The organism is Mycobacterium sp. ML4 (genome assembly GCF_054515735.1).
This window is the reverse complement of sequence record NZ_JBTNSY010000024.1, coordinates 34,711-58,640: the sequence shown is the minus strand read 5'-3', so window position 1 is coordinate 58,640 and position 23,930 is coordinate 34,711. Positions and strand designations below refer to the sequence as shown.

Annotated in this window: 25 protein-coding genes; 6 read left to right on the top strand and 19 right to left on the bottom strand. The window is 66.2% G+C overall.

Going from position 1 to position 23,930, the window contains the following annotated elements:
- Positions 1-2: 2 nt before the first annotated feature.
- From mftG to mftA, 7 genes are all read right to left on the bottom strand, one after another.
- Complete coding sequence (gene mftG / locus ACX9NE_RS23455; RefSeq protein ID WP_459363642.1) at positions 3-1,436, bottom strand: mycofactocin dehydrogenase MftG; 1,434 nt, start codon at positions 1,434-1,436, stop codon at positions 3-5.
- Between the two features lie 8 nt (positions 1,437-1,444).
- Positions 1,445-2,902: a mycofactocin biosynthesis glycosyltransferase MftF gene (gene mftF, locus ACX9NE_RS23450; protein WP_459363676.1), complete on the bottom strand. Its 1,458-nt coding sequence runs from the start codon at positions 2,900-2,902 to the stop codon at positions 1,445-1,447.
- Between the two features lie 14 nt (positions 2,903-2,916).
- Entirely contained in the window at positions 2,917-3,645 is a 729-nt protein-coding gene (gene mftE, locus ACX9NE_RS23445) for a mycofactocin biosynthesis peptidyl-dipeptidase MftE (protein ID WP_459363641.1), read from the bottom strand.
- Between the two features lie 219 nt (positions 3,646-3,864).
- Positions 3,865-5,040, bottom strand: a complete 1,176-nt coding sequence (gene mftD, locus ACX9NE_RS23440) for a pre-mycofactocin synthase MftD (RefSeq protein ID WP_459363640.1) — start codon at positions 5,038-5,040, stop codon at positions 3,865-3,867.
- Position 5,041: 1 nt separating this feature from the next.
- The gene (gene mftC / locus ACX9NE_RS23435; protein ID WP_459363639.1) at positions 5,042-6,232 is read right to left on the bottom strand and encodes a mycofactocin radical SAM maturase; all 1,191 of its coding nucleotides are present in this window, start codon (positions 6,230-6,232) and stop codon (positions 5,042-5,044) included.
- Complete coding sequence (gene mftB, locus ACX9NE_RS23430; protein ID WP_459363638.1) at positions 6,229-6,552, bottom strand: mycofactocin biosynthesis chaperone MftB; 324 nt, start codon at positions 6,550-6,552, stop codon at positions 6,229-6,231. The genes mftC and mftB overlap by 4 nt, the downstream gene beginning before the upstream one ends.
- Positions 6,537-6,626 carry a mycofactocin precursor MftA gene (mftA, locus tag ACX9NE_RS23425; RefSeq protein ID WP_459363637.1) on the bottom strand — a complete coding sequence of 30 codons (90 nt, stop codon included), beginning with the start codon at positions 6,624-6,626 and terminating at the stop codon, positions 6,537-6,539. The genes mftB and mftA overlap by 16 nt, the downstream gene beginning before the upstream one ends.
- Positions 6,627-6,737: 111 nt before the next feature.
- Between mftA and mftR the strand changes: the two genes are divergently transcribed.
- From mftR to ACX9NE_RS23405, 4 genes are all read left to right on the top strand, one after another.
- Entirely contained in the window at positions 6,738-7,331 is a 594-nt protein-coding gene (gene mftR, locus ACX9NE_RS23420) for a mycofactocin system transcriptional regulator (protein WP_459363636.1), read from the top strand.
- Positions 7,328-8,374 carry a DUF2332 domain-containing protein gene (locus ACX9NE_RS23415; protein WP_459363635.1) on the top strand — a complete coding sequence of 349 codons (1,047 nt, stop codon included), beginning with the start codon at positions 7,328-7,330 and terminating at the stop codon, positions 8,372-8,374. Before mftR ends, ACX9NE_RS23415 begins: the two co-directional genes overlap by 4 nt.
- A gap of 64 nt (positions 8,375-8,438) precedes the next feature.
- The gene (locus tag ACX9NE_RS23410) at positions 8,439-8,966 is read left to right on the top strand and encodes an RNA polymerase sigma factor (protein WP_459363634.1); all 528 of its coding nucleotides are present in this window, start codon (positions 8,439-8,441) and stop codon (positions 8,964-8,966) included.
- Positions 8,963-10,228 carry a VOC family protein gene (locus tag ACX9NE_RS23405; RefSeq protein ID WP_459363633.1) on the top strand — a complete coding sequence of 422 codons (1,266 nt, stop codon included), beginning with the start codon at positions 8,963-8,965 and terminating at the stop codon, positions 10,226-10,228. The genes ACX9NE_RS23410 and ACX9NE_RS23405 overlap by 4 nt, the downstream gene beginning before the upstream one ends.
- On the opposite strand, the gene ACX9NE_RS23400 is transcribed toward ACX9NE_RS23405, so the two are convergent.
- The 8 genes from ACX9NE_RS23400 to ACX9NE_RS23365 form a co-directional block, all read right to left on the bottom strand.
- Positions 10,225-11,415 (bottom strand): NAD(P)/FAD-dependent oxidoreductase, encoded by a 1,191-nt coding sequence (locus ACX9NE_RS23400; RefSeq protein WP_459363632.1) that lies wholly within the window; start codon positions 11,413-11,415, stop codon positions 10,225-10,227. The two genes, ACX9NE_RS23405 and ACX9NE_RS23400, sit on opposite strands and share 4 nt — an antisense overlap.
- A gap of 25 nt (positions 11,416-11,440) precedes the next feature.
- Positions 11,441-12,259, bottom strand: coding sequence for a mycofactocin-coupled SDR family oxidoreductase (locus tag ACX9NE_RS23395; RefSeq protein WP_459363631.1), 819 nt, complete (start codon positions 12,257-12,259; stop codon positions 11,441-11,443).
- A 117-nt stretch (positions 12,260-12,376) separates the two neighbouring features.
- Positions 12,377-13,168 (bottom strand): SHOCT domain-containing protein, encoded by a 792-nt coding sequence (locus ACX9NE_RS23390; RefSeq protein ID WP_459363630.1) that lies wholly within the window; start codon positions 13,166-13,168, stop codon positions 12,377-12,379.
- Between the two features lie 161 nt (positions 13,169-13,329).
- Positions 13,330-14,520, bottom strand: coding sequence for an elongation factor Tu (gene tuf / locus ACX9NE_RS23385; protein WP_459363629.1), 1,191 nt, complete (start codon positions 14,518-14,520; stop codon positions 13,330-13,332).
- A gap of 220 nt (positions 14,521-14,740) precedes the next feature.
- Positions 14,741-16,846, bottom strand: coding sequence for an elongation factor G (gene fusA / locus ACX9NE_RS23380; protein ID WP_459363628.1), 2,106 nt, complete (start codon positions 16,844-16,846; stop codon positions 14,741-14,743).
- Positions 16,847-16,917: 71 nt separating this feature from the next.
- Positions 16,918-17,388 carry a 30S ribosomal protein S7 gene (gene rpsG / locus ACX9NE_RS23375; protein WP_036352615.1) on the bottom strand — a complete coding sequence of 157 codons (471 nt, stop codon included), beginning with the start codon at positions 17,386-17,388 and terminating at the stop codon, positions 16,918-16,920.
- Positions 17,388-17,762: a 30S ribosomal protein S12 gene (rpsL, locus tag ACX9NE_RS23370; RefSeq protein WP_007167812.1), complete on the bottom strand. Its 375-nt coding sequence runs from the start codon at positions 17,760-17,762 to the stop codon at positions 17,388-17,390. Before rpsL ends, rpsG begins: the two co-directional genes overlap by 1 nt.
- A gap of 309 nt (positions 17,763-18,071) precedes the next feature.
- Positions 18,072-18,716 (bottom strand): TetR/AcrR family transcriptional regulator, encoded by a 645-nt coding sequence (locus tag ACX9NE_RS23365; RefSeq protein ID WP_459363627.1) that lies wholly within the window; start codon positions 18,714-18,716, stop codon positions 18,072-18,074.
- Positions 18,717-18,943: 227 nt separating this feature from the next.
- On the opposite strand from ACX9NE_RS23365, the gene ACX9NE_RS23360 reads away from it, so the two are divergent.
- Entirely contained in the window at positions 18,944-19,297 is a 354-nt protein-coding gene (locus tag ACX9NE_RS23360; RefSeq protein ID WP_459363675.1) for a DUF3060 domain-containing protein, read from the top strand.
- 46 nt (positions 19,298-19,343) lie between these two features.
- The gene (locus tag ACX9NE_RS23355; protein WP_459363626.1) at positions 19,344-19,841 is read left to right on the top strand and encodes a DUF3060 domain-containing protein; all 498 of its coding nucleotides are present in this window, start codon (positions 19,344-19,346) and stop codon (positions 19,839-19,841) included.
- On the opposite strand, the gene ACX9NE_RS23350 is transcribed toward ACX9NE_RS23355, so the two are convergent.
- From ACX9NE_RS23350 to ACX9NE_RS23335, 4 genes are read right to left on the bottom strand one after another with little or no spacing between them, the layout of a single operon-like run.
- Positions 19,838-20,605, bottom strand: coding sequence for a crotonase/enoyl-CoA hydratase family protein (locus ACX9NE_RS23350; RefSeq protein WP_459363625.1), 768 nt, complete (start codon positions 20,603-20,605; stop codon positions 19,838-19,840). The genes ACX9NE_RS23355 and ACX9NE_RS23350 overlap by 4 nt on opposite strands.
- Complete coding sequence (locus ACX9NE_RS23345; protein ID WP_459363624.1) at positions 20,602-21,324, bottom strand: PaaX family transcriptional regulator C-terminal domain-containing protein; 723 nt, start codon at positions 21,322-21,324, stop codon at positions 20,602-20,604. The genes ACX9NE_RS23350 and ACX9NE_RS23345 overlap by 4 nt, the downstream gene beginning before the upstream one ends.
- Positions 21,325-21,326: 2 nt before the next feature.
- On the bottom strand, positions 21,327-22,265 hold the full coding sequence (locus ACX9NE_RS23340; protein ID WP_459363623.1) for a crotonase/enoyl-CoA hydratase family protein: 939 nt from the start codon (positions 22,263-22,265) through the stop codon (positions 21,327-21,329).
- A complete protein-coding gene (locus tag ACX9NE_RS23335) occupies positions 22,262-23,890 on the bottom strand; it encodes an acyl-CoA dehydrogenase family protein (RefSeq protein WP_459363622.1) in 1,629 nt (542 codons plus the stop codon). The genes ACX9NE_RS23340 and ACX9NE_RS23335 overlap by 4 nt, the downstream gene beginning before the upstream one ends.
- Between the last annotated feature and the right edge of the window lie 40 nt (positions 23,891-23,930).

Genomic DNA, 23,930 nt, shown 5'->3' with positions numbered 1-23,930 from the left:
GCTTACTGCACGAACTCGGCGGCCCGGTGGCCGATCATCACGATGGTGGCATGCGGTCCGCGGCTCGGTACCACCGGAAGGATGGATCCGTCTATCACCCAGAGGTTTTCGATGCCCAGGACACGGCATCTGTTGTCCACAACCGCGTTCGGGTCGCCATCTACGCCGATCGGGGCGCTGCCGCACAGGTGCTGCGACGTTGACCACGCTGCCGGACCTGTTGGAGCGCCGCAGATTTCGCGAGCCAACTGGCTGCCGTCCTGCAGAGCGGCGACATCGGTCGGCTCACTGTCATAGCGGTGCTCGATGCGAAGAGGTACGTCGGGATCCGCCGAGACCAAGGTGATGCGGCCACGAGACTGTGGTCGCATCAGCGCAACACCGATGTGCGGCCAATCACCATGTCCGGCAGTACCATCACCCGTCATCGCAACGAAACCCCCTGTATACGGCCGAATTTCAATACCGTCGACAGTACTGAGCACTACTTCCAACACCGGGCGGTCCGTCGCAACATCCCAATCTGCCGGCATCACCCATTCTGGGTGATCGCTGCATCGCTTGCCGACCGGCAGCGCCGCAACGACTTTCACACCAACGGCATGTAGCGTCGCCGGTTCGCCCACGCCAGAGAGCATCAACAGGTGAGACGAGCGTATAGCCCCGCAGCACAGTACGATCCGATCCGCTGTGAGCGTCTTCGGGCCGTCCGGTCCTACCACCTCCACACCTACCGCGATGGCGCCGGCGAAACGCAGCCGCACCGCCCGGGTCCGCTCCAGCACCGTCAGATTGCGCCGCGCCAGCGCGGGAAGCAGGAAGGCGGCGCCGGCGCCGGTGCGGACGCCGTCGACGATGTTCAGCGGCACCGCGCCCACCCCGGCGGGTAGTTCAGGGCCGACATCGTTGAGGTCGGGGATCCAGCGAAACCCGGCTTGCTCGCAGGCGCCGACGAAGGTTTCGGTGACGCCGGTGCGCTCCGGGGTGCGACGCACCGGGATCGGACCGGTGCCGCCGTGTGCGGGGGTGGCGAAGTCGAGGTCGGTCTCGATGGCCCGGAAGTGGTCGAACACGTCAGTCCACGCCCAGCCCGGAATGGCCAGGCGGTCGAAGTCGCCGGGCAAACCACGGCAGAAGTAGCCGCCGTTGACGGCACCGGAACCGCCGATCGTGGTGCCGCGCACGATGAAAACCTGGCGCGCGGGGTGGTCGGTAAGCGTCGTCAGGTAGCGCTCGGCCAGCGGGCTGCCCGATCCGATGGGCAGGTGCAGCCCGTTGCGGGTCCGGGCCAGCAGGTCGGCGTCGATGAGCCCCGGACCTGCTTCGAGCACCGTCACACTGCGACTGGAATCGGCGGAAAGCCGTTCGGCGACAACCGAACCGGAGCTCCCAGCGCCCACGATCAGCACATCGCTGTGCCAGGCGGCCGCAGACAAGGTGGCTGTTACGTCCGGATCTGCGGCTTGAGAGCACCGATGTTGCGCTCCCGAACCACGCCATACCACAGGCCGATCCCGTAGGCCAGGTCGTCGACGCGCTTGAGCAGCAGGAAGGTCAGCAACCCGATGGGTTCGGCGTCCTCGTCCGCGGCGTCCCTGCGGCGCAACCAGTCCGCTACGCCGTCGACGATCGCCGCAATCAACACGATGTGCCTGCAGTGCCGCGACACAATCGCGGCCAGCAGCGCCACCGGCCAGTAATGCCGGCAGAGGGCCGAGGCCAGTTGCAGCGCAGCCGACCACAGCCCGCGGGTGGCGATCGCGACCACGTCCCACAGCGTGGTCTCGACCGATGTCTCGGCACCACGCAGAACCTTGGCGATGCGCCGTCCCGTCAGCACGGCGATGGCGATGGACGCCAGCTGGGCCAGACCGGTTCCGAGCGACATGAGAATCCAGGCCGTCAGCGCCCAGCCGGAGATCACCACCGGCGCGGTCTTGTCCGGATGCCGCACTGACAAGGGAGCCGCCGAGCCCCCGTAGAACGCCTTGCGCGCGATCCAGTCGCGCAGTTCGGTCCGGTGGTCGTGCGCGACCAGGGCAATGGGTTCGTACCGTAACCGGGCACCCGCCTCGACGAGTCGCCAGCACAGGTCGACGTCTTCGCCGGAATGCATGGTCTCGTCGAATCCGCCCACCTCGCGAAGCGCCGCAGTGCGGCAGACGATTGCGGCACTCGGGACATAGGACACCGTGCTGTGCGGCAGCACCGGCGCTTCCCGCAGACCCAGGTCCAGTGACGAGTGCACCGCTTCGTAGCGGGCGATCACGTTCTCGGTTTGTCCCGGCCCGACGATGCGGGGTGCGACGAGTGCGACCGTCGGGTCACAGAAGTGACCGAGCAAAGCTTCGAGCCAGCCGCGCCGTGGCGCGACGTCGGAATCCAGGAACGCGACGAAGTCCGTGGTACAGGCGGCCAGTCCAGTATTGCGCGCCGACGCCGGGCCCTTGTTGCGGACGTGGTGCAGCACTTCGACGTCGCAGTGCGCGCCGGCGAAATCTTCCATTTCGATCGGGGACGACGACCCGTCATCAACCACGATGACACGCAGTCCGCGTAGTGACGTCACCAGACGCCGGACACCAGTTAAATTGTCCCGCACCGGGATTACGATGGTGACATCCCGATGGGACGGTCCCGTCGCGGGCCGTGGATGGGCGACGGTGGCGTCGAGCAGCGTGCGGGCCAGTTGGGCGCTGACCTCGTCGCGGACCTTCAGGCGGCCGTTGCAGAGCATGTTCTGGGCCGCGGGAGCCAACCGCAGCAGCCGAGTCGGCGATCCTCCGAGTAAGGCTCTACCGTCGCCCAGCACCCGCACGCGACGATCGACCTGCACCGCAAATCCGTCCGGAAGTCGGTCACTGCCCTGCGCACCGCTCGTCCTCGTCGCTGCGTTCTGCATAGTCGCCGGCGGCGTCATGTCAGCATCCCGTCGGGGCCGGGCGCCCACCGGTTGATGCGACGAACGCAGCCGTCCACCATCTCGGCAAAGATCCGCCTCCCCTCGGCGGCGGTGGCCGTGGTGGGGTCCCCCAGCACACCGATTCCACTGACGGCCGCGACCCCGCCGCGTTGCATCGACGGCAGCAACGCGCGCAGCGGCGTGGCATTGCCGGCGAGCATCCGGTCGGTACGCACGACCGCCGGCGCGATGTGCAGTAATACCGAGGTTTCGGTGTGGCCGGCATGGGCGTCACCACCGGCGCAGGCGCACGGGCACCATCCGGCGTCACGACCTTCGGCGCGCAACCGGGCGACCGCGGTCTGCAACGCGGCAACGTTACCGCCGTGGCCGCTCACGAAAACCAGCCGCTGCGCCCAGCAGGTGGCCGATCGGCCGTACTCGATCAACAACATGGTCAACGCCTCGGTGCCGATGGAGATCGTTCCCGAGAAACTCTGGTGTTCGCCGCTTGCACCGTAGGCGATTGGCGGAGCCACCAGCCATTCGAGCCGCTCACCGACGGCACGGGTCACCGCCGTAGCGATCCGGGTATCGGTATCCAGCGGCAGGTGCGGACCGTGTTGTTCGGTAGCGCCGAGCGGAATCACGATTGACGGCGATGCACATACCGAGAGTTGGCTCGACGTCGAATCCCCCAGTTCGCCCAGCACGCGCACTCGCCGATGGTAGGACGAATTCACCTGGCGTGCACCAATTGTTGCCCTATCTATGGAAATTTTTTTTCGCGCTGTTGATCAATGGGCCAAATCCCTGCTCGTGCGCCACGACTGCCCCGCGCGTATCACCGCCCGGGAAAAGGCGATTCCATATAAGACCGGTCTGTGGTAGCTGATCGCGCACGCAGTCCGGATTTCGTAATTCGGCCAAGCGGTGCGCGGAACGGACAGAGCGGTGCGCGATCAGCGCACGCCCAACTCCCGGGTGAACCCGTCGGGAACCAGTATGTCGTGCGCAGACAGATCGTGGATGGACGAATGCCCGAGTCCCATCAGTGCGGAGTCGATACCACCGCGCAGGATGTCGAGCACGTTCTCGACACCGGCTTGGCCGGCCGCCGCGAGCCCCCACAGGTAGGCCCGCCCGATCATCACCGCCCGCGCGCCGAGCGCCACGGCCTTGACGACATCACTCCCTCGCCGGATGCCACCATCGAGCAGGACCTCGACCTGGTCACCGACGGCCTGCGCCACCGCCGGCAGGGCGCGTATCGACGCGGGTGTGCCATCAAGGTTGTTGCCGCCGTGGTTGGACACCGAGACCGCCGAAACACCAGCATCGACTGCCCTTTTGGCGTCATCAACGCGCATCACGCCCTTGAGCATGAACGGTCCGCCCCACAATTGCCGCAGCCAGGCGATGTCCTCCCAGGTCGGCGGCGGGGTCCCCATCCATTCGCCGTACGCGGCGAAGAACGGCGGACCGGGCTCGCCGCGGCGGCCCTGGTTCGGCACCCGCAGGTCCGGCGGCCGCATCGTCTTACCGAACTTCCACAGCCAGCGCGGTTTGGTGATGGCCTCCGGCGACAGCCGCAGGATGTTCTTGAGGTTCATCTCTTCGGGGATCTTGGGGCTCCCCCAGTCGCGGCCGTGCGAGAACGTCCAGTCGGTGGTGACGATCAGCCCAACCGCTCCGGCCGACCGCGCGCGTTCGGCACGCTCGGCGATCGCGTCCCGGCCGCCAAGCCAGTAGATCTGGAAGAAGACCTTGGGATTGACGGCGATGACCTCCTCGATCGGCTTGCTGGCGAACGAGGACAGACCCATCGCCGTGCCCCGGGCCGCCGCGGCGCGCGCCACCGCCACCTCCCCGTCGGGATCCACCGCCTGGACGCCGGTCGGTGAGATGAGCACCGGCATCGAAATATCCTGTCCCATAACCGTGGTCGACAGGTCGCGTTTGGCACTGGCACCGATGACATGCGGAGCGAATCCGAGTTCGCTGAATGCCGCCACATTGTCAGCGACCGTGACGCCTTTTTCGCTGGCCGAGATAAGCGACGAATAGACGGATTTCGGTAGCCGGCGCTTAGCGCGTTGCTGGGCAATCGCTACGGTTTCAAACCATTGGTCTGCCATGTTAGACGGGACTTTCGTTGCAAAGCCGCGACGGTGGTCTGGTGGACAGAGTCAACGGCACGGGTGCGCTGATCCGCTTGCCGCGGGAATGGTCGACGCGCGGCCTCGGCGTGGCACGGTCGCGTTGCAACGCGGGCGCACCGTGGCCCTGCACGCATTCGGGATCCGGGCCGTCCATCGGCAGGCCGGTGAAGAACTTCGCCGCCATGCAACCACCGCGGCAGCTGTCGTAGTGCCCGCAACTGCCGCAGGCTCCGGCCGACTGAGGCTCACGCAGCTCGCCGAACAGTGGCGCGTTCTTCCAGATGCTGTCGAAACCGCCGTCGGTCAAAACATTTCCAGCGAGGAAGCGGTCGTGGATGGCGAACGGGCAGGCGTACACGTCGCCCACCGGGTCGATCAGGCACACCACCCGACCGGCCCCGCACATGTTCAGCCCGGCCAGCGCCCCCGGCGCGCCCAGCGGCGCCAGATGAAAGAAGGAATCGCCGGTCAGCACTCCCTCGCCCTTGGCCACCAGCCAGTCATACAACTGCACCTGCTGGTCGGCCGTGGGGTGCAAATCCTCCCACACGTCGGCGCCGCGCCCCGACGGCCGCAGCCGGGTGATGCGCAGCGTTGCACCGTATCGGCGTGCCAGAGCGGCGAAGTCGTCGAGCTGGTCGACATTGTGCCGGGTCATCACCACCGAGATCTTCGCCCCACCATTCTGGGAGAAACCGGCCGCGGCCAGATTCTCCAATGCCCGCACCGCCATCGCGAACGACCCCGGCCCCCGAACGGCGTCGTTGACTTCGGCGGTGGCGCCGTCCAGCGATATCTGCACGTCCACGTAGTCGCTGGCCGCCAGCCGTGCCGCCACTTCGGGGGTGATGCGCACGCCGTTGGTAGAGAACTTCACCCCGACGTGGTGTCCGGTGGCGTAGTCCACCAGCTCCCAAAAGTCCGGCCGCACAGTGGGTTCGCCACCGCCGATGTTCACGTAGAACACCTGCATGCGTTCGAGTTCGTCGATGATGTCCATGCATTGCAGGGTGGACAGCTCACCCGGGTCGCGTTTGCCCGACGATGACAGGCAGTGCACGCATGCCAGGTTGCAGGCGTACGTCAGCTCCCAGGTCAGGCAGATCGGAGCGTCGAGCCCCTGCTCGAACTGTTCGACGAGTGCGGGGACTCTGGCTGCTGCGGTCATTCGCCCTCCCGGGGTACCAGCATGGTGGAGCGGGCCAGCACACCGAGCGCGTGCAGGTAAGGGCCCTGGTCGTGGTCGTCTACTCCGGCGGCCCGGCAGGCGGAACGCACGTCCGGGTGGTCGGCCAGCGACTGCACCACCGCGAGAATGGTGCGGTTCTTCAGGAACGACAGTTTGCGCGTGCCGAAGTGATACAGCAGCGCGCCAAACGGTTCCGGCCGGATCGACACCTGCGGATGCAGTCGCCAGGCACTGTCCGGGTGCAGCTGCGCGCTATCCCGGGCCGGAGCGGGTGCGGGCACCGTCAGTAGACCCCGCACATGCCGTCGATGGAAACCTCTTCCACCAGAGTCTCGGAGACGAGTTCGGTCTCGGTCTGGTTTTCGTTGTCCATGGCGATTGCCTTTCATCGAAGGGACTCGACAATGATGGGGTGGTGCTGATCACAATCTGACGAACGTGGCCAGAATATGGCATTGAGTGCCGAAATGGAAGGGCGGGTCTGATGCTGCCGGAATCGCGAGTGGGCAGGCGCCGCTCGACAACCCCGCTGCACATCACCGACGTTGCCATCGACCTGTTCGCCGCCCGCGGGTTCGCTGAAGTCAGCGTGGACGACGTCGCTCAGGCCGCCGGCATCGCACGCCGCACCCTGTTCCGCTACTACGCCTCCAAGAACGCGATCCCGTGGGGCGATTTCGACGCCCACCTCCAACAACTGCAGGAATTGCTCGACAACGTCGAGCCGCAGGTGCCCCTGCGCGAAGCACTGCGTAGCGCGTTACTGGCGTTCAACACCTTCGACGAGTGCGAGTCGGTCCGGCACCGGCAACGCATGCGAGTGATCCTGGAAACTGCTGAGCTGCAAGCCTATTCGATGACAATGTACGCGGGGTGGCGAGACGTGATCGCCGGCTTCGTCGCGCGCAGACTTGGTCGCAAGACCAGCGACCTGAGGTCGCAGACCGTCGCTTGGACCATGCTCGGAGTTGCGCTGAGCGCCTACGAACACTGGCTTGCAGACGAGTCGGTCTCGCTCCCGGAGGCGCTGGGGAATGCGTTCGACGTCGTCGGCGCGGGCCTGGACTCACTCGAGTGAGCAACCTCGAGCACCTGCTGCACACGCTGCGGTCGCAGGGACGGTTCTGCGCGCGATCCGGGTCGGCGATATACGGCGAATTGTTCGATCTGGTGGCCGGCGACGTGGAAGCCGGCGGCATCTTCGCAACGATCCTCACCGGCCACGAGGACGCATCCTCGGGCCAGGCGGTGCCGCTGCGGCTGCTCGGCGGCCTGCACCGGATGGTGCTTGACGGCCGGGCACCACAATTGCGTCGTTGGTATCCCAGCACCGGCGGCAGCTGGGACGCCGCCCGCGCCTGGCCCGAGATCCTGCTCGTCGCGGGTGAGCGTGCCGACGAGTTGCGGGCGGCGCTGCTTCTTCCTCCGCAGACCAACGAGGTGGGCCGGTCGGCCGCACTGGTCGGCGGTCTGCTGTACCTCAACCGTTCTCACCTGCCGGTGCGAATTTTCGAGATCGGTTCGAGTGCCGGACTGAATCTGCGGGCCGACCACTACCACTACCGCTACGCCGGCAACCAGTGGGGACCGCGCGATTCGCCGGTGGTGATCGACGACGCGTGGCGCGGCCAACTGCCACCGGGCAACAAACTCGAGATCATCGAACGGCACGGATACGACATCGCGCCGATCGATGTCACTGAGTCCGACGGGGAGCTGACGGTGCTGAGCTACGTGTGGCCCGATCAGCACGCCCGGTTGGACCGGTTGCGTGGCGCCATCGCTGTGGCTCGCCAGGTACCGGCGCGGTTGGAGCGCCGGACGGCGGCGGACGCGGTGGCCGATCTCACCCTCACCGACGGCACGCTGACCGTGCTGTGGCACTCGATCACCTGGCAGTATCTGTCCACTGACGAACGTGCGGCCGTACGAACCGGCATCGACAGGCTGGCTGCGCAGGCCGGCGCGCGGAAACCGTTCGCGCACCTGACCCTGGAGCCGTCGCGGGAGGGTTCGGACGGCACGTTGAAGTTTCTGGTACGCGCCGCGACATGGCCGGGTGGCGAGGAACGCGTGCTTGCCCAGTGCCACGCTCACGGCGCACCGGTGCACTGGCAGTGATGCCGGTGCGGCATTTCTCCGAAGACCCCGTCGGAGTTTCGCGGGCCACAACGACGATAACGATGTGAGCGCCCAACCGCACCACCAGCGCGACGCTGCGCACGCGTTGCTTGCGCTGTACGACGAGGCGCTGCCGGTGGTCTACGGCTACTTCGTTCGCCGTTGCGGCGATCGGGGAACGGCGGAGGATCTGACGTCGGAGACCTTCCTGGCCGGTCTGCAAACGGCGCGGGCCGCGGCGCGTGAAGACAATCCGCCGCCGATTGCGATCCCCTGGTTGATGGGGGTGGCGCGGCATAAACTGGCCGACCACTATCGGCGCCGGCGTGATCCGGTGCCGGTGGCCGACCCACCGGAGCCGATCGATCCGACCGACGACTGGGACGCCGAACTGGACCGGTTGGTCGCCGAGAGCGTGCTGACCAGGTTGAGCGACTCACACCGCGCGGTGCTTGTGCTGCGCTATATGGACGACTGCAGCGTCGGTGAATGCGCCGCACTGCTGGGGCGCACCGTGCACGCCACCGAGGCGCTGCTGGTTCGCGCCAAAAGGGCGTTCCGCAAGGAATATCCGGAAGGAGGCACGTCATGAGTCAGCGCGACCCGCTCGACGTGCTACACACCGGTGACCTTCCGGTGCAACCCGATGCGGGCTTCGCTGCGCTGTTGCGTCAGCGGTTGGAGTCCGCCTTGTCGCTACCCGAAGGAGTTGTTATGAGTGACACGGCCACCACTATTTCCGAATTGCCGCAGGACTCAGCCGTCAGCGCTGCCCCGCGCCCGGCCGCGCTTCCTTACCTGAGTGTGCGCGGCGCACGTGCCGCGATCGACTGGTACGCCGAGGCGTTGGGCGCAGTCCTGGCCGGTGAACCGATAGTGATGGATGACGGTCGAATTGGACATGCCGAAATCGAAATCGGCGGTGGTGTGCTGTATCTGGCCGACGAATTTCCCGAGATGGGGCTCAAAGCACCTATGCCGCAGGCAGTTTCGGTTAGTTTGGTGCTGAACGTCGCCGATACCGATGCAGCGCTGGAGCGGGCCCGCGCGCGCGGCGCAATGGTGCAGCGTGAAATCTATGAAGGCCATGGCTCTCGCAACGCGACAATCATCGACCCGTTCGGCCACCGGTGGATGCTCAGCGGGCCGATGGCCGCCGCGGTCACCGGTATCAGGCAGGGTGACCTCGGCTCCATCTCGCTGCGGGTACCTGACGCCGATCGCGCCGCTGCCTTCTACGCACATGTGCTCGGGTGGACCGTCGATACCGCTTCGCATCGGGTGACGAACACCGAGCTGCCCACCGACATCCGCGCCGGCGCCGAGCCGAGCCTATTGTGCTGCTACGCCGTCATCGACCTTCAGGCCGCGCGCGCGACGATCACCGAGGCCGGCGGTAGCGTGGGCGAAACCCGCCGCACCGAGCACGGCATCACCTTGGACGCCACCGACCCGCAGGGCGCGCCCTTCGCGGTGTTCGAACCGGCAGCGGGCCGGAAACGTCCGGCGCTCAACGGGTCGGGGCCTGGCGAGCTGGCCTACGTGACCTACGAGGTGACCGAATCCGCCGGGTTCCGTGCCTTCTACGGCCGAATGCTGGGCTGGACTTTCGAACCCGGCCGCATCACCGACGGATGGCAGGTGCGCGACGCCCACCCGATGTCCGGTGCCGCGGGCGGGAGCCCGCGTCGCGTCACGGTGCCGATGTGGACCGTCGAGGACATCGACGCTGCGGTGGCCCGGGTGCGCGAAGCCGGCGGCACCGTGTTGGACGAGCCGTCACGACAGCCCTACGGGATGTCAGCGGAATGCACCGACGACCAGGGCTCGCGGTTCTATCTGGGGCAGTTCTAGCCCTCGGTGCCTAACATCTCCGAAATAGGCACGGCGGCGGCAACTTTGGCGCGTACCTTCATCACCTTGCCGGGCAGTCCGCCGCCGACCACGCCGACCAGCGCACCGTCGCGTTCGTAGTAGGCCAGGAACTTGCGGCCGTCGTCTTCGACGATGTGCACGGTGTCCGTGGCTTCGGGCTCGCCCAGGCACTGGATCTTGACGTCGTACTGGTCGCTCCAGAAGTACGGGACGACGACGGCCGATGGCACTTCACTGCCCAGCATGGCCGGCACCACCACCCGGGTCTGGTCGGCCACGTTGCTCCAATGTTCCACGCGCACTTGATGTCCCGAGGCATCGCGCCAGGAGGCGACGTCACCGAGCGCCCAGACGTGCGGGGCGCTGGTGCGCCCGGCCTCGTCGCAGACGACGCCTTTATCGGCTCCGTCGACCTTGATGCCGCTGCCGGCGAGCCAGCCGGTGGCCGGGTGCGAGCCGATGCCGACCACTACCAGGTCGGCTGGCAGTTCCGCGCCGTCGGTGAGCACGACCTCCTCGACGCGACCCACACCGCGGACCTCGGCCACCCCTACGCCGGTGCGCACATCGACGCCCTCGTCGCGATGCAGTCGGGTCACCAGGGCACCGATCTGCTCACCCAGCACCGAGGCCAGCGGCGTCGGCTGCGGCTCCACCAGGACCACGTCCACACCGAGACCGCGCAGGCTGGCCGCCACTTCGCAGCCGATGAAGCCGGCGCCGATCACCACAGCCTTTTTGGCCGACGACGCGTGCGTGCGCAACGCCATGCACTCGTCGAAGGATCGCAGCACCCGGATTCCGTCCAGGTCCGGCAGGCTCGGAATCCGCCGCGGCACCAGCCCGGTGGCAATGACCAGTTCGTCGTAGGCCAGCGTGGTTCCATCAGCCAGCGTCACGGTCTGGCCAGCGGTGTCGATGCCGGTGGCCGCCGCGCCGAGACGCAGGGTGATGTTCTTCTCGTCGTACCATTCGCGTGGCTTGAGGGCGGTGTCATCGATCTCGCTGCGCAGCACCTCCTTGGACAGCGGCGGCCGGTCGTAGGGCAGGTGCACCTCGTCGCTGACGATGGTGATGGGGCCGGCGTACTGCGCACGGCGCAGCTGCTCGGCGGTCCGGGCCGCGGCCAGCCCACCGCCGACGATCACGATTCCGTCTTTGCTCACGTGCAGTTCATAGCACGGTCGACAATTAGTACTTCAATGCGCCCTTGTCCACCGGGATCTGCGTGCCCGACAGGGTGCCCGATCCGTCACCGGCCAGCCATACGACGACATCGGAAACCTCATCAGGGGACATAAACCCCTTGTACTGCATGGGCATTGGCGGGAAGGCATGCACGAACCGGGGGTGCTCGGCGAACACCCGCATCATCGCCTCCGGCTCGATCATCGGGGTGTCGACCGAGTACGGATGGATGGAATTGACCCGGATGCCGTATTCGCCGAGTTCAAGTGCCAGGGTGTTGGTGAGCGCGGTCAATCCGAATTTGCTGGCCGCGTAGTGGCCGTTGCCGGGTGTGGCCCGGAGCCCGCCCGCGGAGCTGACCACCACGATGGCGCCGCCGTTGCCGGCCTCGATCATCGCGGGAATGGTGGCACGCAGGGTACGCCAGGTTCCGGTCAGGTTGACGCCGATGACGGTGTCCCACTGCTCATCGGTGAGTTCCCAGACCCTGCCCCAGCCCAGCACTCCGGCGTTGGCGACCACGATGTCAAGCCGGCCGAACTGTTCGACACCGTCGGCCACCAACTGCCGCACTGCCGCGTCATCGCGTACGTCCACCTGGCGAGCCAGCACCTTGCGACCTTCGGCCTCCACGGCGCGGACGGTCTCGGCGAGATCCCCGGGTGTGGCCGGCGGGTAGGTGAGCGTGTCCGAGACCGGTGCACAGATGTCTGACGCGATGATGTCGGCGCCTTCCCGGGCCAGCCGGATCGCATGGGAACGTCCCTGGGCCCGCGCGGCTCCGGTGATGAACGCGACCCGTCCTTGAAGTGATTGCGCCACCGTTCCCCTTTCGCCGCCTGTCAGGCTAGCAGCGAAACTGAAACGTGTTCTAGTTAGGTCGCCCGATGGCTCGCCGGCACCATGCCGGCGTGCCAGTCGGCGCCAATCAATGCCGGGTCAGATCTCGGCGATGATCTGGGCGCGGCGGCTGGCGTACTCGTCGTCGTTCACCACACCAGTGGCCCGCAGCGAGTCCAACTCCTGCAGCCGGTCGGCGATCGAGGCCTGTTCCGGCGCCGGCCCGGCCTGCTGCTGGCCCGCCCGGCGCACCACCGCGTGCAGTTGATGACGCAGCCCCGGATTCGAGCGCACGTCCACGATGCGGTTGAGCGGGATGTTGTTCGCCTTGAGCAGTTGCAGGATCTCCATCAAAGGGCCCGCCTGGCCGCTGAGGTCGTAGGTCCGGTTGTCTTCCTCGACGGTGAACTGAGCCGGCACTAATCCGTTGACCAAAGCGCTTCGCTCCCAATCGATTCGGTATTCGTTCGTGGTGGGGTCGACCAGGACGACCAGCTTGCGGGCCGTCAGGTTGCCCAGTCGCGTCACACTCGCGATCACCCGGTCCTCACTGTCGAACGGCGCGATACCGGGTCCGGATACGTGCAGGTGCACCTTGACCACCGGTTGCTCATTGATCCGGGTGCCTGTCTCGGTCAGACCGGTGATCTGGGCCAGTGCCAGCACCCCGGTCTGCTCGAGCGCCTCGTTCTTCGCTGCGGTGTTGACGCTCCAGTACGTCAGCGCGATCGCGATCAGCACATCGGCCACGGTGATCAGCAGGCCGACGTAGAACATCCAGGACAGCAGCTGACCGAAACCGAGGGTGAAGTAGACGACCAGAAAGATCGGTCCGACCAGGCCGCCGCATAGCAGCACCAGCAGCTGCATCTTGATGTACCGCGCGAGCATGTGCTCTCTCCTCACTCAGCTCGGGTCGGGCGCCCGAAAGGTGATGTCAGAGTAGCCCTCGGATGGCCGTTACCGATCACAAGTCAGCGTGCCCACCAGACGCAAAGTCCCCCGAAAACCGAGGTTTTCGGGGGACTTTGCGTCTGGTCGCGCAGTAAGCGCTACTTGATGATCTTGGTGACCCGGCCGGCGCCGACGGTGCGGCCACCTTCACGGATCGCGAAGCGCAGACCGTCGTCCATGGCGACAGGCTGGATCAGCTTCACCGAGATGTTGGTGTTGTCACCGGGCATCACCATTTCGGTGCCCTCCGGCAGCGTCACCACACCGGTCACGTCGGTGGTGCGGAAGTAGAACTGCGGACGGTAGTTGTTGAAGAACGGCGTGTGCCGACCACCCTCGTCCTTGGACAGGATGTAGACCTGACCCTCGAACTCGGTGTGCGGGGTGGTGGTGCCGGGCTTGATGACGACCTGGCCGCGCTCGACGTCCTCACGCTTGACACCACGCAGCAGCAGACCGACGTTGTCACCGGCCTGACCCTGGTCGAGCAGCTTGCGGAACATCTCCACACCGGTGACGGTGGTCTTGGTGGTGGTCGGACGGATGCCGACGATCTCGACTTCCTCGTTCACGTTCACCACACCGCGCTCGACACGACCGGTGACGACGGTGCCACGACCGGTGATGGTGAAGACGTCCTCGACAGGCATCAGGAACGGCTTGTCGGTTTCGCGGACCGGGTCCGGGATCGACTCGTCCACCGCGTCCATCAGCTGCTCCACGGACTCGACCCACTTGGCGTCGCCCTCGAGCGCCTTCAGCGCCGAGACCCGAACCACGGGCGCGTCCTCGTCGAAGTCCTGGGCGGCCAGCAGCTCGCGGACCTCCATCTCGACCAGCTCGAGCAGCTCCTCGTCGTCGACGGCGTCGGACTTGTTCAGGGCGACCAGGATGTAGGGCACGCCCACCTGACGGGCGAGCAGCACGTGCTCGCGCGTCTGCGGCATCGGGCCGTCTGTCGCGGCGACCACCAGGATCGCGCCGTCCATCTGGGCGGCACCGGTGATCATGTTCTTGATGTAGTCGGCGTGGCCGGGTGCGTCGACGTGCGCGTAGTGGCGCTTCTCGGTCTGGTACTCCACGTGCGCGATGTTGATCGTGATACCGCGCTGACGCTCCTCCGGCGCGTTGTCGATCTGGTCGAACGCCTTCGACTCGTTCAGGTCGGGGTACTTGTCGTGCAGGACCTTGGTGATAGCCGCGGTCAGGGTGGTCTTGCCGTGGTCAACGTGACCGATGGTCCCGATGTTGACGTGGGGCTTGGTCCGCTGGAACTTCGCCTTCGCCACTTTGTTGTCCTCCTGGACTGTTGGTGCTTAAAAAAGCAGTGTTGATTTCTTCTGGGTTTTTCCGCCGTGGTAACCGAGTCAGCTTACGCGTAGGGCTCAGCTCACTCGTCAGTCGCCTTCGCTGAACCGATTGCTTGCCTCCGGGCTCGTGAGTTGACACTCACTCGCCCGTCGCCTTCGCTTCCGACGATTGCTTGCCTCCGGGCTCGTGAGTTGACACTCACTCGCCCGTCGCCTTCGCGATGATCTCCTTCGACACGTTCGCCGGCACTTCGGCGTACGAGTCGAACACCATGGAGTAGTTCGCCCGGCCCTGAGTCTTGGACCGCAGGTCGCCGACGTAGCCGAACATCTCCGACAGCGGCACGTGCGCCCTGACGACGCGCGCACCTGCCCGCTCCTCCATGGCCTGGATCTGGCCACGGCGGGAGTTCAGGTCGCCGATCACATCACCCATGTAGTCCTCGGGGGTGGTGACCTCGACGGCCATGATCGGTTCCAGGATCACCGGCTGCGCTTGTGCCGCAGCCTTTTTCAGCACCTGCGAACCGGCGATCTTGAACGCCATCTCCGACGAGTCGACCTCGTGGAAGGCGCCGTCGAGCAGCGTGACTTTCAAGTTCACCAACGGGTAGCCGGCCAACACGCCGTACTGCATGGCGTCCTGGGCGCCGGCGTCCACCGACGGGATGTACTCGCGCGGGATGCGCCCACCGGTGACCTTGCTCTCGAACTCGTAGGTCGCACCGTCTTCGCTGGTGAACGGCTCGATGCTGATCAGCACCTTCGCGAACTGGCCCGATCCGCCGGTCTGCTTCTTGTGCGTGAACTCGACCTTTTCCACCGTCCGCTTGATGGTCTCCTTGTAGGCGACCTGCGGCTTGCCGACGTTGGCTTCCACCTTGAACTCGCGGCGCATGCGGTCCACCAGGATGTCCAGGTGCAACTCGCCCATGCCACCGATCACGGTCTGGCCGGTTTCGGCGTCTTGGTGGACCTTGAACGTCGGGTCCTCCTCGGCGAGCTTCTGGATCGACAGGCTCAGCTTCTCCTGGTCGCTCTTCGTCTTGGGCTCGATGGCCACCTCGATCACCGGATCGGGGAACGTCATCGACTCGAGCACGATCTGGTTGTTCGGGTCGGCCAGCGTGTCACCGGTGGTGGTGTCTTTCAGGCCGATCACCGCGTAGATGTGACCCGCTGACGCGGTCTCCACCGGGTTCTCTTTGTTGGAGTGCATTTGGAACAGCTTGCCCAGGCGCTCCTTCTTGCCCTTGGTCGCATTGATGACCTGGCTGCCCGAGTCGACCTTGCCCGAGTACACCCGGACGTAGGTGAGCTTGCCGAAGAACGGGTGCGTTGCCACCTTGAACGCGAGCGCAGAGAACGGCTCGTCGGTGGACGGCTTGCGCACGATCTCCTCGTCCTCTTTGCCGGGCGGGTGGCCGACTGCCGGCGGCACGTCCAGCGGCGAGGGGAGGTAGTCGATGACGGCATCCAGCATCGGCTGCACGCCCTTGTTCTTGAACGCGCTGCCACACAGCACCGGGTACGCCTCGGAGGTGGTGGTGAGCTTGCGGATCGCGCCCTTGATCTCGGCGACGGTGAGCTCTTCTCCACCGAGGTACTTCTCGAGCAACTCCTCGTCGGTCTCGGCGACGGCCTCGAGCAGCTTCGTGCGGTACTCCTGGGCCTTCTCTTCCAGCTCTGCCGGGATCTCGATGGTGTCGTAGGTCTCGCCCAGCTTGGTTTCGCCCCGCCACACCTTGGCGTTCATCTCGACCAGGTCGACGACACCCTCGAAGTCACCTTCGGAGCCGACGGGCAGCTGGATCGGAATGACGTTGGCGCCCAGCCGCTCCTCCATGGTCCGCACGGAGAAGTAGAAGTCGGCGCCGATCTTGTCCATCTTGTTGACGAAGCAGATGCGCGGCACGTCGTACTTGTCGGCCTGCCGCCAGACCTGCTCGGACTGAGGCTCGACGCCTTCCTTGCCGTCGAACACCGCGACGGCGCCATCCAAAACACGTAGTGAACGCTCCACTTCCACCGTGAAGTCGACGTGCCCGGGGGTGTCGATGATGTTGATCTGGTTGTCGTTCCAGAAGCAGGTGGTAGCCGCGGAGGTGATGGTGATGCCACGCTCCTGCTCCTGCTCCATCCAGTCCATCGTGGCCGCACCATCGTGAACCTCACCGATCTTGTAGCTGATGCCGGTGTAGTAGAGGATGCGCTCGGTCGTCGTGGTCTTGCCGGCGTCGATGTGCGCCATGATGCCGATGTTGCGGACCTTCGTAAGGTCGGTCAGCACGTCCTTCTGGGCCACAGAAGTCTTCCCACTCTTTCGTTGCTTGGTAGTTCGCTATCGGTTGCGCCCCGCGTGCCCGCAGGCGGCTATCACCAGCGATAGTGCGCGAAGGCGCGGTTTGCCTCGGCCATCTTGTGGGTGTCCTCACGCCTCTTGACGGAGGCACCCAGGCCGTTGCTGGCGTCCAGGATCTCGTTTGCCAGGCGCTCGACCATCGTCTTCTCGCGGCGCTGCCGGGAGAAGCTGACGAGCCAGCGCAGTGCCAGCGTGGTCGACCGGTCCGGGCGCACCTCGACGGGCACCTGATAGGTAGCACCACCGACGCGGCGGCTACGCACCTCCAGGGCGGGCTTGACGTTGTCGAGGGCACGCTTGAGGGTGATGACGGGATCGGTGCCGGTCTTGTCGCGGGCCTGCTCGAGCGCACCATAGACAATGCGCTCAGCCAGCGATTTCTTCCCCTTCAGCAGAACTTTGTTCACCAGTTGAGTAACCAGCTGCGACCCGTAGACCGGGTCGTTGACCAGCGGACGCTTGGGCGCGGGCCCCTTGCGCGGCATCAGCTCTTCTCCTTCTTGGCGCCGTAACGGCTGCGAGCCTGCTTGCGGTTCTTGACGCCCTGGGTGTCGAGCGAACCGCGGATGATCTTGTAACGCACACCGGGCAGGTCCTTCACCCGGCCGCCGCGCACCAGCACCATCGAGTGCTCCTGGAGGTTGTGACCCTCGCCCGGAATGTAGGCCGTGACCTCAACCTGACTCGTCAGCTTCACACGGGCAACCTTCCGAAGCGCCGAGTTCGGCTTCTTCGGGGTGGTGGTGTACACGCGGGTGCATACGCCACGACGCTGCGGGCTGCCCTTCAGAGCCGCGGTTTTGACCTTGGCGATCTTGTCGCGACGACCCTTTCGGACCAGCTGCTGGATGGTTGGCATCTACCGGCTTTCTGTGTTGCTGTTCTTGTGTTGCTTGTCGAGTGCGTTGTTCAAAAGTTCCTGTACTGCAGTTATGCCCTTCCGCGGACTAACGTGATCACCCCGCGGCCGGGCGTGTCGCATGCGGTTGCCCGGAATACTCCATCCGTTGCATTGTGGACATGCGAATTGGCCCGGCATTTACGCCCCTACATCAGGCGCCGTTAGCCGCCAGGCACGAGGTCCCACAATACCCGTCCGTAGTCTGGCAGGTCAAAAGCGGTCGGGATCACCGGCACGAGGGCCGAATAGGCTCCGTGGGCCCGCGCGTCAGGGCGCCTCTGCCGCCTGAACGGTGCGCCGATCCATACCGGCCGCCAACCGCAGCACCATGTCGGTGAACACGGCGTCGGTGTCGATCTCGTCCATCACGCCGGTCATCTCCAGCAGTACGAACCCGTGCATCGCCGACCAGAACTCGAGGGCGGCATAGAAGGCCTCCTCGCCGTCCAGGCCATAGGACGACAGCACCGCGATCACGGGTGCGGCCGCTCCGCGGGTCACGGCCGTGTATTCGGGGTCGTCGCCCCCGAGTGGCATCCGGGTGAATGCGGAGTACCGCCCGGGGTGGTGGTGCGCGTAGCTACGGTAGGCGCCGGCCATGACCAGGACGGCGTCGTCGCGGGAACGTCCCTCCCCCACCCGGTTGAGCATCGTGATGATGTCGTCGATCACCCGGATGCGCACCGCGCGGCGCAGATCTTCCAGGCTGTCCACGTGGTTGTACAGCGACGGACCCTTGGTCCCCAACTGGGTCGCCAGCGCGTTGATGGTCAACGAGTCCCAGCCCTCCCGGTCCAGGAAGGTCAGCGCGCCGTCGACGATGCCTTCGCGGCTCAGCTTGGCTTGACGGGCTCCGGACTTCGCGCCCCGCGCACGGCCGCCACCTGCCGGGGGCTCCGGCTGAGCTGCCATGGCGATTCACCCTTCGCGGTCGTGAGAGCTAACTAATGACTCTAGTTGACTCCGCCCGGTGGCCGGTTGCGGCGCTCCGTCGCGGTGAGCGGGGCCGCCACGTCTTTTGCGAATAAACGCGTCGGGTCTGTCGTCGCGCAGTTAAATGCACGTAATCTCAATCGAGGTCTCATCGAGCGCACCACCCGCCCAACGAAGGGGGGCCCGCAGTGAAGTGGACAACCGCCGTGGGGACGGTGGCCGTGTCCGCCGTGACCGTCGTTGCCGTGTCGGCCGCACCGTCAGCACTTGCCAAGAACGGCGACACCCACATCACCGGGCAGGGTGTGGAGACGACGATCGACTGTGGCGAGGCCACGCTCTTCGTCAACGGGACCAACAACATCGTCACCGCCAAGGGCAGCTGCTGGGCGGTCACGATGATGGGGACGGGCAACACGGTGATCGCCGACACGGTCGTCAACGACATCACGGTGTACGGCTACGACGGGACCGTGTTGTACAAGAACGGTGATCCCGTCATCTGGGATCGCGGCCGCGAACTGGGCATGGTCAACCGAATCCAGCGAGTTGGGCCCTGAGCCGGCGAGTGTGACAGTTCTTTTTCACGGGAGGAATCGAGAAAACATGCGCGCCAACGGAACTGCCGAGACATTCCGCCGGGCCGGCCTAGCCCTGTCGGCTGCCGCCGTCACCGCAGCCGTCGGTGTGGCCGGCTGCAGTTCGACAGCCGGGCCACCGGGAAGCAGCACCTCATCATCCAAGTCCTCGTCCACGACCACCAGCAGCGGCACCGCGGGCACGACATCCACCAGCGGCGGCGGCCCCACCATGAGCACGTCGGTTCAGGTGGGCGACACCGTCGTCTACGCATCGGTGGGTGAGACGGCCACGATCTCCTGCGAAGCGGGTAAGTCGCTGAATGTGACCGGGTCGGACAACACGCTGACCGTCAACGGCACCTGCGAGACGGTGAGCGTCGGCGGCAGGAAGAACAAGATCACCCTCGACAAGGTCAACACCCGGATCACGGTGCTGGGCATGGACAACGCCATCACCTACAAAGACGGTAACCCGGAGGTCAACGAGATCGGCCCGAACAACACCGTGACCAAGGGCGGCTAACTCGCCGGGGCGCCGTGCCGGCCCGCACCGCCGGCGAACCGCCCCGCGCCCTCCTGCGCCTCGGCGGCTACCCGGGAGATGCTGGCGAACTCCAGATCCATCGCCGCGGACTCGGGCAGGCCCCATTGGTGCAAAGCCGACAGCCGGTCCGACCGCAGACACTGCTGCGGGAGTGCGGCGAGTTCGGCGGCCAACGTCTGCGCGGCTTGGCGCGCTTGACCTTTGGGCACCACCCGGTTGGCCAGCCCGATCGCCAGCGCCTCGTCGGCCTGGACGCCCCGGCCGGTGAGGATCATGTCCATCGCACGGCTGTGCCCGATCAGCCGCGGCAACCGCACGGTGCCGCCGTCGATGAGCGGCACCCCCCAGCGCCGGCAGAACACACCGAAGACGGCGTCCTCCCCGGCGACCCGCAGATCACACCACAACGCCAGCTCGAGGCCCCCGGCCACCGCGTAACCGTCCACTGCCGCGATCACCGGTTTGGACAGCATCATGCGCGAGGGTCCCATGGGACCCGGGCCGGTGCGGTGCACCGAGTTGGCTTCGGGTGTACCGAAGGCCTTCAAATCGGCCCCCGCGCAGAACGTTCCGCCCTCGCCGCACAACACCGCCACCGATGCGGTGTCGTCGCGGTCGAACCGTTGAAACGCCGTGTACAGCGCGGCCGCCGTCGGGCCGTTGACCGCGTTGCGCGCCTGCGGCCGGTCGATGCTGATCGTGGTCACCGGGCCCTCGCGCTGCACCCGCACCAAATCGCTCATCTCGCCTCCTGAAGTTGGGTCGTGTCACGCAGTTCCGCCAGTTCGGTGGCGAAGTCGTGGTAAGCCGCCCGCAACGCGGCACCGGGCCAATCCACCGGCAGCAGTTCGTCGGGCAGGATCGGGTCGGCATTGAGGTGGCGCACCATGGCCGCGGCCACCACGAAACGGCCCGGCATGTCCGTGGCCTGGCCGATCTCCGCCAGCAACCGGTGACCTACGCCGGCCCATTGCCTCAGATCCCATAACTGTCCGGCCAGCTCCGCCGGGGCGTCGTCACGCGCCCGCAGCACCCGCACCCGGGCCGCGACATCGGGCGGCAAATCCACGTCGAGGTTGTCCGGGCGCATCCAGACACCTTCCCGCAACTCAGCGAACCGCTTGTCATGCATGGTGTTGCGCAGTGCGGCGCGGGAACGCGGGTCGGTGCCGACACTGGTCACGATGACAAGGTGCCAGCGCCCGCGCCAGGCCCGGGTACGTGGCCGCATCGCCTCGTCCTGGCGACGCTGGCGGGCCAGCAACCGATCGGAGAGCCGATACCCGTCGGCGGACCGGATCAGGTCACCGGCACTGACCATGCGGGTCAACGCCACCCGCAGGGTCGCCTCCTTGATACCGAAATCGGCGGTCAGCCTGACCAACTCGCCAGCAGTGGCCCACGCCGGGTGCGCCCCCAACAGCACGCTGAGCACCACGGACCGGGCAGTCATCCTGCGCACGGCTACACCTGAGAGGCTTTCCGGCCGTAATCCCCGAACGGTTCGTCGCGGTGTTTGACCGCATCGCGGAAACCGTGCTCAACGGCGTCGGCGACGAACGCGTGTCCCTCCGGCGTGTGCCGCGCCACCCCGTCGAACACGGTGCTGACCATCCGGCTGGTGGCCACACCCTGCTGCAGCAGCGGGGCGTTGAGCGCGAGCTTGATCATGATCAACTGGTTGACCGGCAACGCGGCGATTCTGGCCACCAACCGTTCGGTGCGCTCGTCGAGGTCGGCCGGATCGGGCGCCTCGACCGCCAGCCCCCACTCGGCCGCCTGTGCGCCGGTGATGCAGTCACCGGTGAACAGCAGCCGTTTGGCACGCTGGTCACCCAGGCGGTGTGCCCACAGACCCGCCGCCGGCACGCCCCAGACCCGAGTAGGCGGATAACCGATTTTCGCGTCCGCGGCGGCGATCACCTGATCGGCGTGCAGTGCGATGTCGGTGCCGCCGGCCACACAGTAGCCGTGGATCTTGACCACGGTCGGCTTGTCGGCATGCATCAGGCTGGAGAAGCCGCGCACGAACCGGCTCATCATCTGGTAGTCGATCATCGGATCCCACGGCTGGTTCGGCAGGTGGTTGATCGCCTGCGTCCTCCCATCCAGCACCGTGCCGTGGTAGCCGCCCTCCTGGCCCGCCGACCCCGTCCGGTCGGCGTAAGCGGACAGATCGAAGCCGGCGCAGAAACCTGCACCGCGTCCGGAGACCAGGATGACGTGAACGTTCGGGTCCAGGTCGGCCCGCTCCACCAACGCCGACAGCTCCAGCGGGGTGTCCGCGACAATCGCGTTGCCCTTTTCCGGGCGGTTGAAGGTGATGCGCGCAACCCGGTCGGTGACCTCGTAGGTCATCGTCTTCAGGTTGTCGAAATCGACGCCCCTGATCGCGTGGGTCATCCCTTGACCAGCGCACGTTCGATGATCGGCGCCAGGTCCAAACCGCTCGGCATGGTGCCGAATGCCCCTCCCCACTGCCCGGCAAGCCGGGTGGCCAGGAAGGCCTCTGCGACTGCAGGGTGGCCATGGCGCACCAGCAAGGATCCCTGCAACGCCAGGCAGATGTCCTCGGCCACCTTGCGGGCGCGGTACTGAATGGTGTCCACATCTGCCAATTGCCGGCGCAGTTGCTCGACGTGCGCATCCTGCCGGGCGTCCTGACCCGCGGTCTGCGCCAGCTCGTCGAACAGCACCTCGACCGATTCGGGCCGAGTTGCCATGGCGCGCAACGTGTCCAGCGCGCTGACGTTGCCCGAGCCCTCCCAGATTCCCATCAGCGGAGCTTCGCGGTAGAGCCGGGGCATGCCGGAATCCTCGACGTAGCCGTTGCCGCCCAGGCATTCCAGCGCCTCCGCCGCGTGCGGAGTGGAGCGTTTGCAGACCCAGTACTTGCTGGCCGCCAACCCGATACGGCGCAACAACGCCTCCCGCTGGTCGCCCCGCACGGCCTTGTCGGTGGCGCCGGCCATCCGCATCGCCACCATGGTGGCGGCCTCGGCCTCCACCGCCAGGTCTGCCAGCACGTTTCGCATCAGCGGCTGGTCGATCAGGTAGGCACCGAACGCCTTTCGGTGTTGCGCGTGGTAGACGGCGCGAGTCAAACCGGTGCGCATGCTGGTGGCACTGCCCAGCGCGCAGTCCAGGCGGGTGAGGTTGACCATCTCGATGATGGTCGGGACGCCGCGACCCTCCTCACCGACCAGCCAGCCCGTCGCCCCGTCGTATTCGACTTCACTGGAAGCGTTGGCGTGGTTGCCGAGTTTGTCCTTGAGACGTTGCAGGAACATCCGGTTGCGGGTGCCATCGGGCAGGATGCGCGGCAGCATGAAGCAGGACAGACCGCCGGGCGCTTGGGCGAGCACCAGAAAGATGTCGCACATCGGCGCCGAGGTGAACCACTTGTGGCCCCGAAGGCTGTAGGTGCCGTCGCCGTTGGGCGAAGCCTGGGTGGTGCCGGCGCGAACATCGGATCCGCCCTGCTTCTCGGTCATCGACATGCCGGCGGTGATGCCCGCCTTCGTGACAGCCAGCTTCAGCTCCGGGTCGTATTCGCGGCTGGTGAGCAGCGGCTCGTACACCGCGGCCAGTTCCGGGTTGAAGCGCAGCGCCGGGACCACGGCGTAGGTCATCGAGATGGGGCAGATATGACCCGGCTCCACTGTCCAGACCGACGTCTTGGCGGCCCGCACCACGTGCGAACCCGGCCGCTCGTCGGCCCAGGGCGCAGCGTGCAGGCCGTGGGCGATCGCCGTCCGCATCAATGCGTGATAGGCGGGGTCGTACTCCACCTCGTCGACCCGGTGCCCGACCCTGTCGTGGGTGTGCAGGACGGGTCGATTGCGGTCGGCCAGTTCGCCCCAGCGTTGCGCCTCACGACTGCCTGAGATCGCGCCGAGTTCGTTGACCTCGTCCAGCCCCCACTGCCCGCCTTCGCGGATCAGGGCCTCGATGAGGACCGGCGAGGACGCCGGGTTGTGGTTCTCCAGGGGCGGAACCTGATTGGTCACGACGTGGGTATCTGGCATGCCATGAATGTTACATTTCTTCTACAAGCGCACAAGAGAT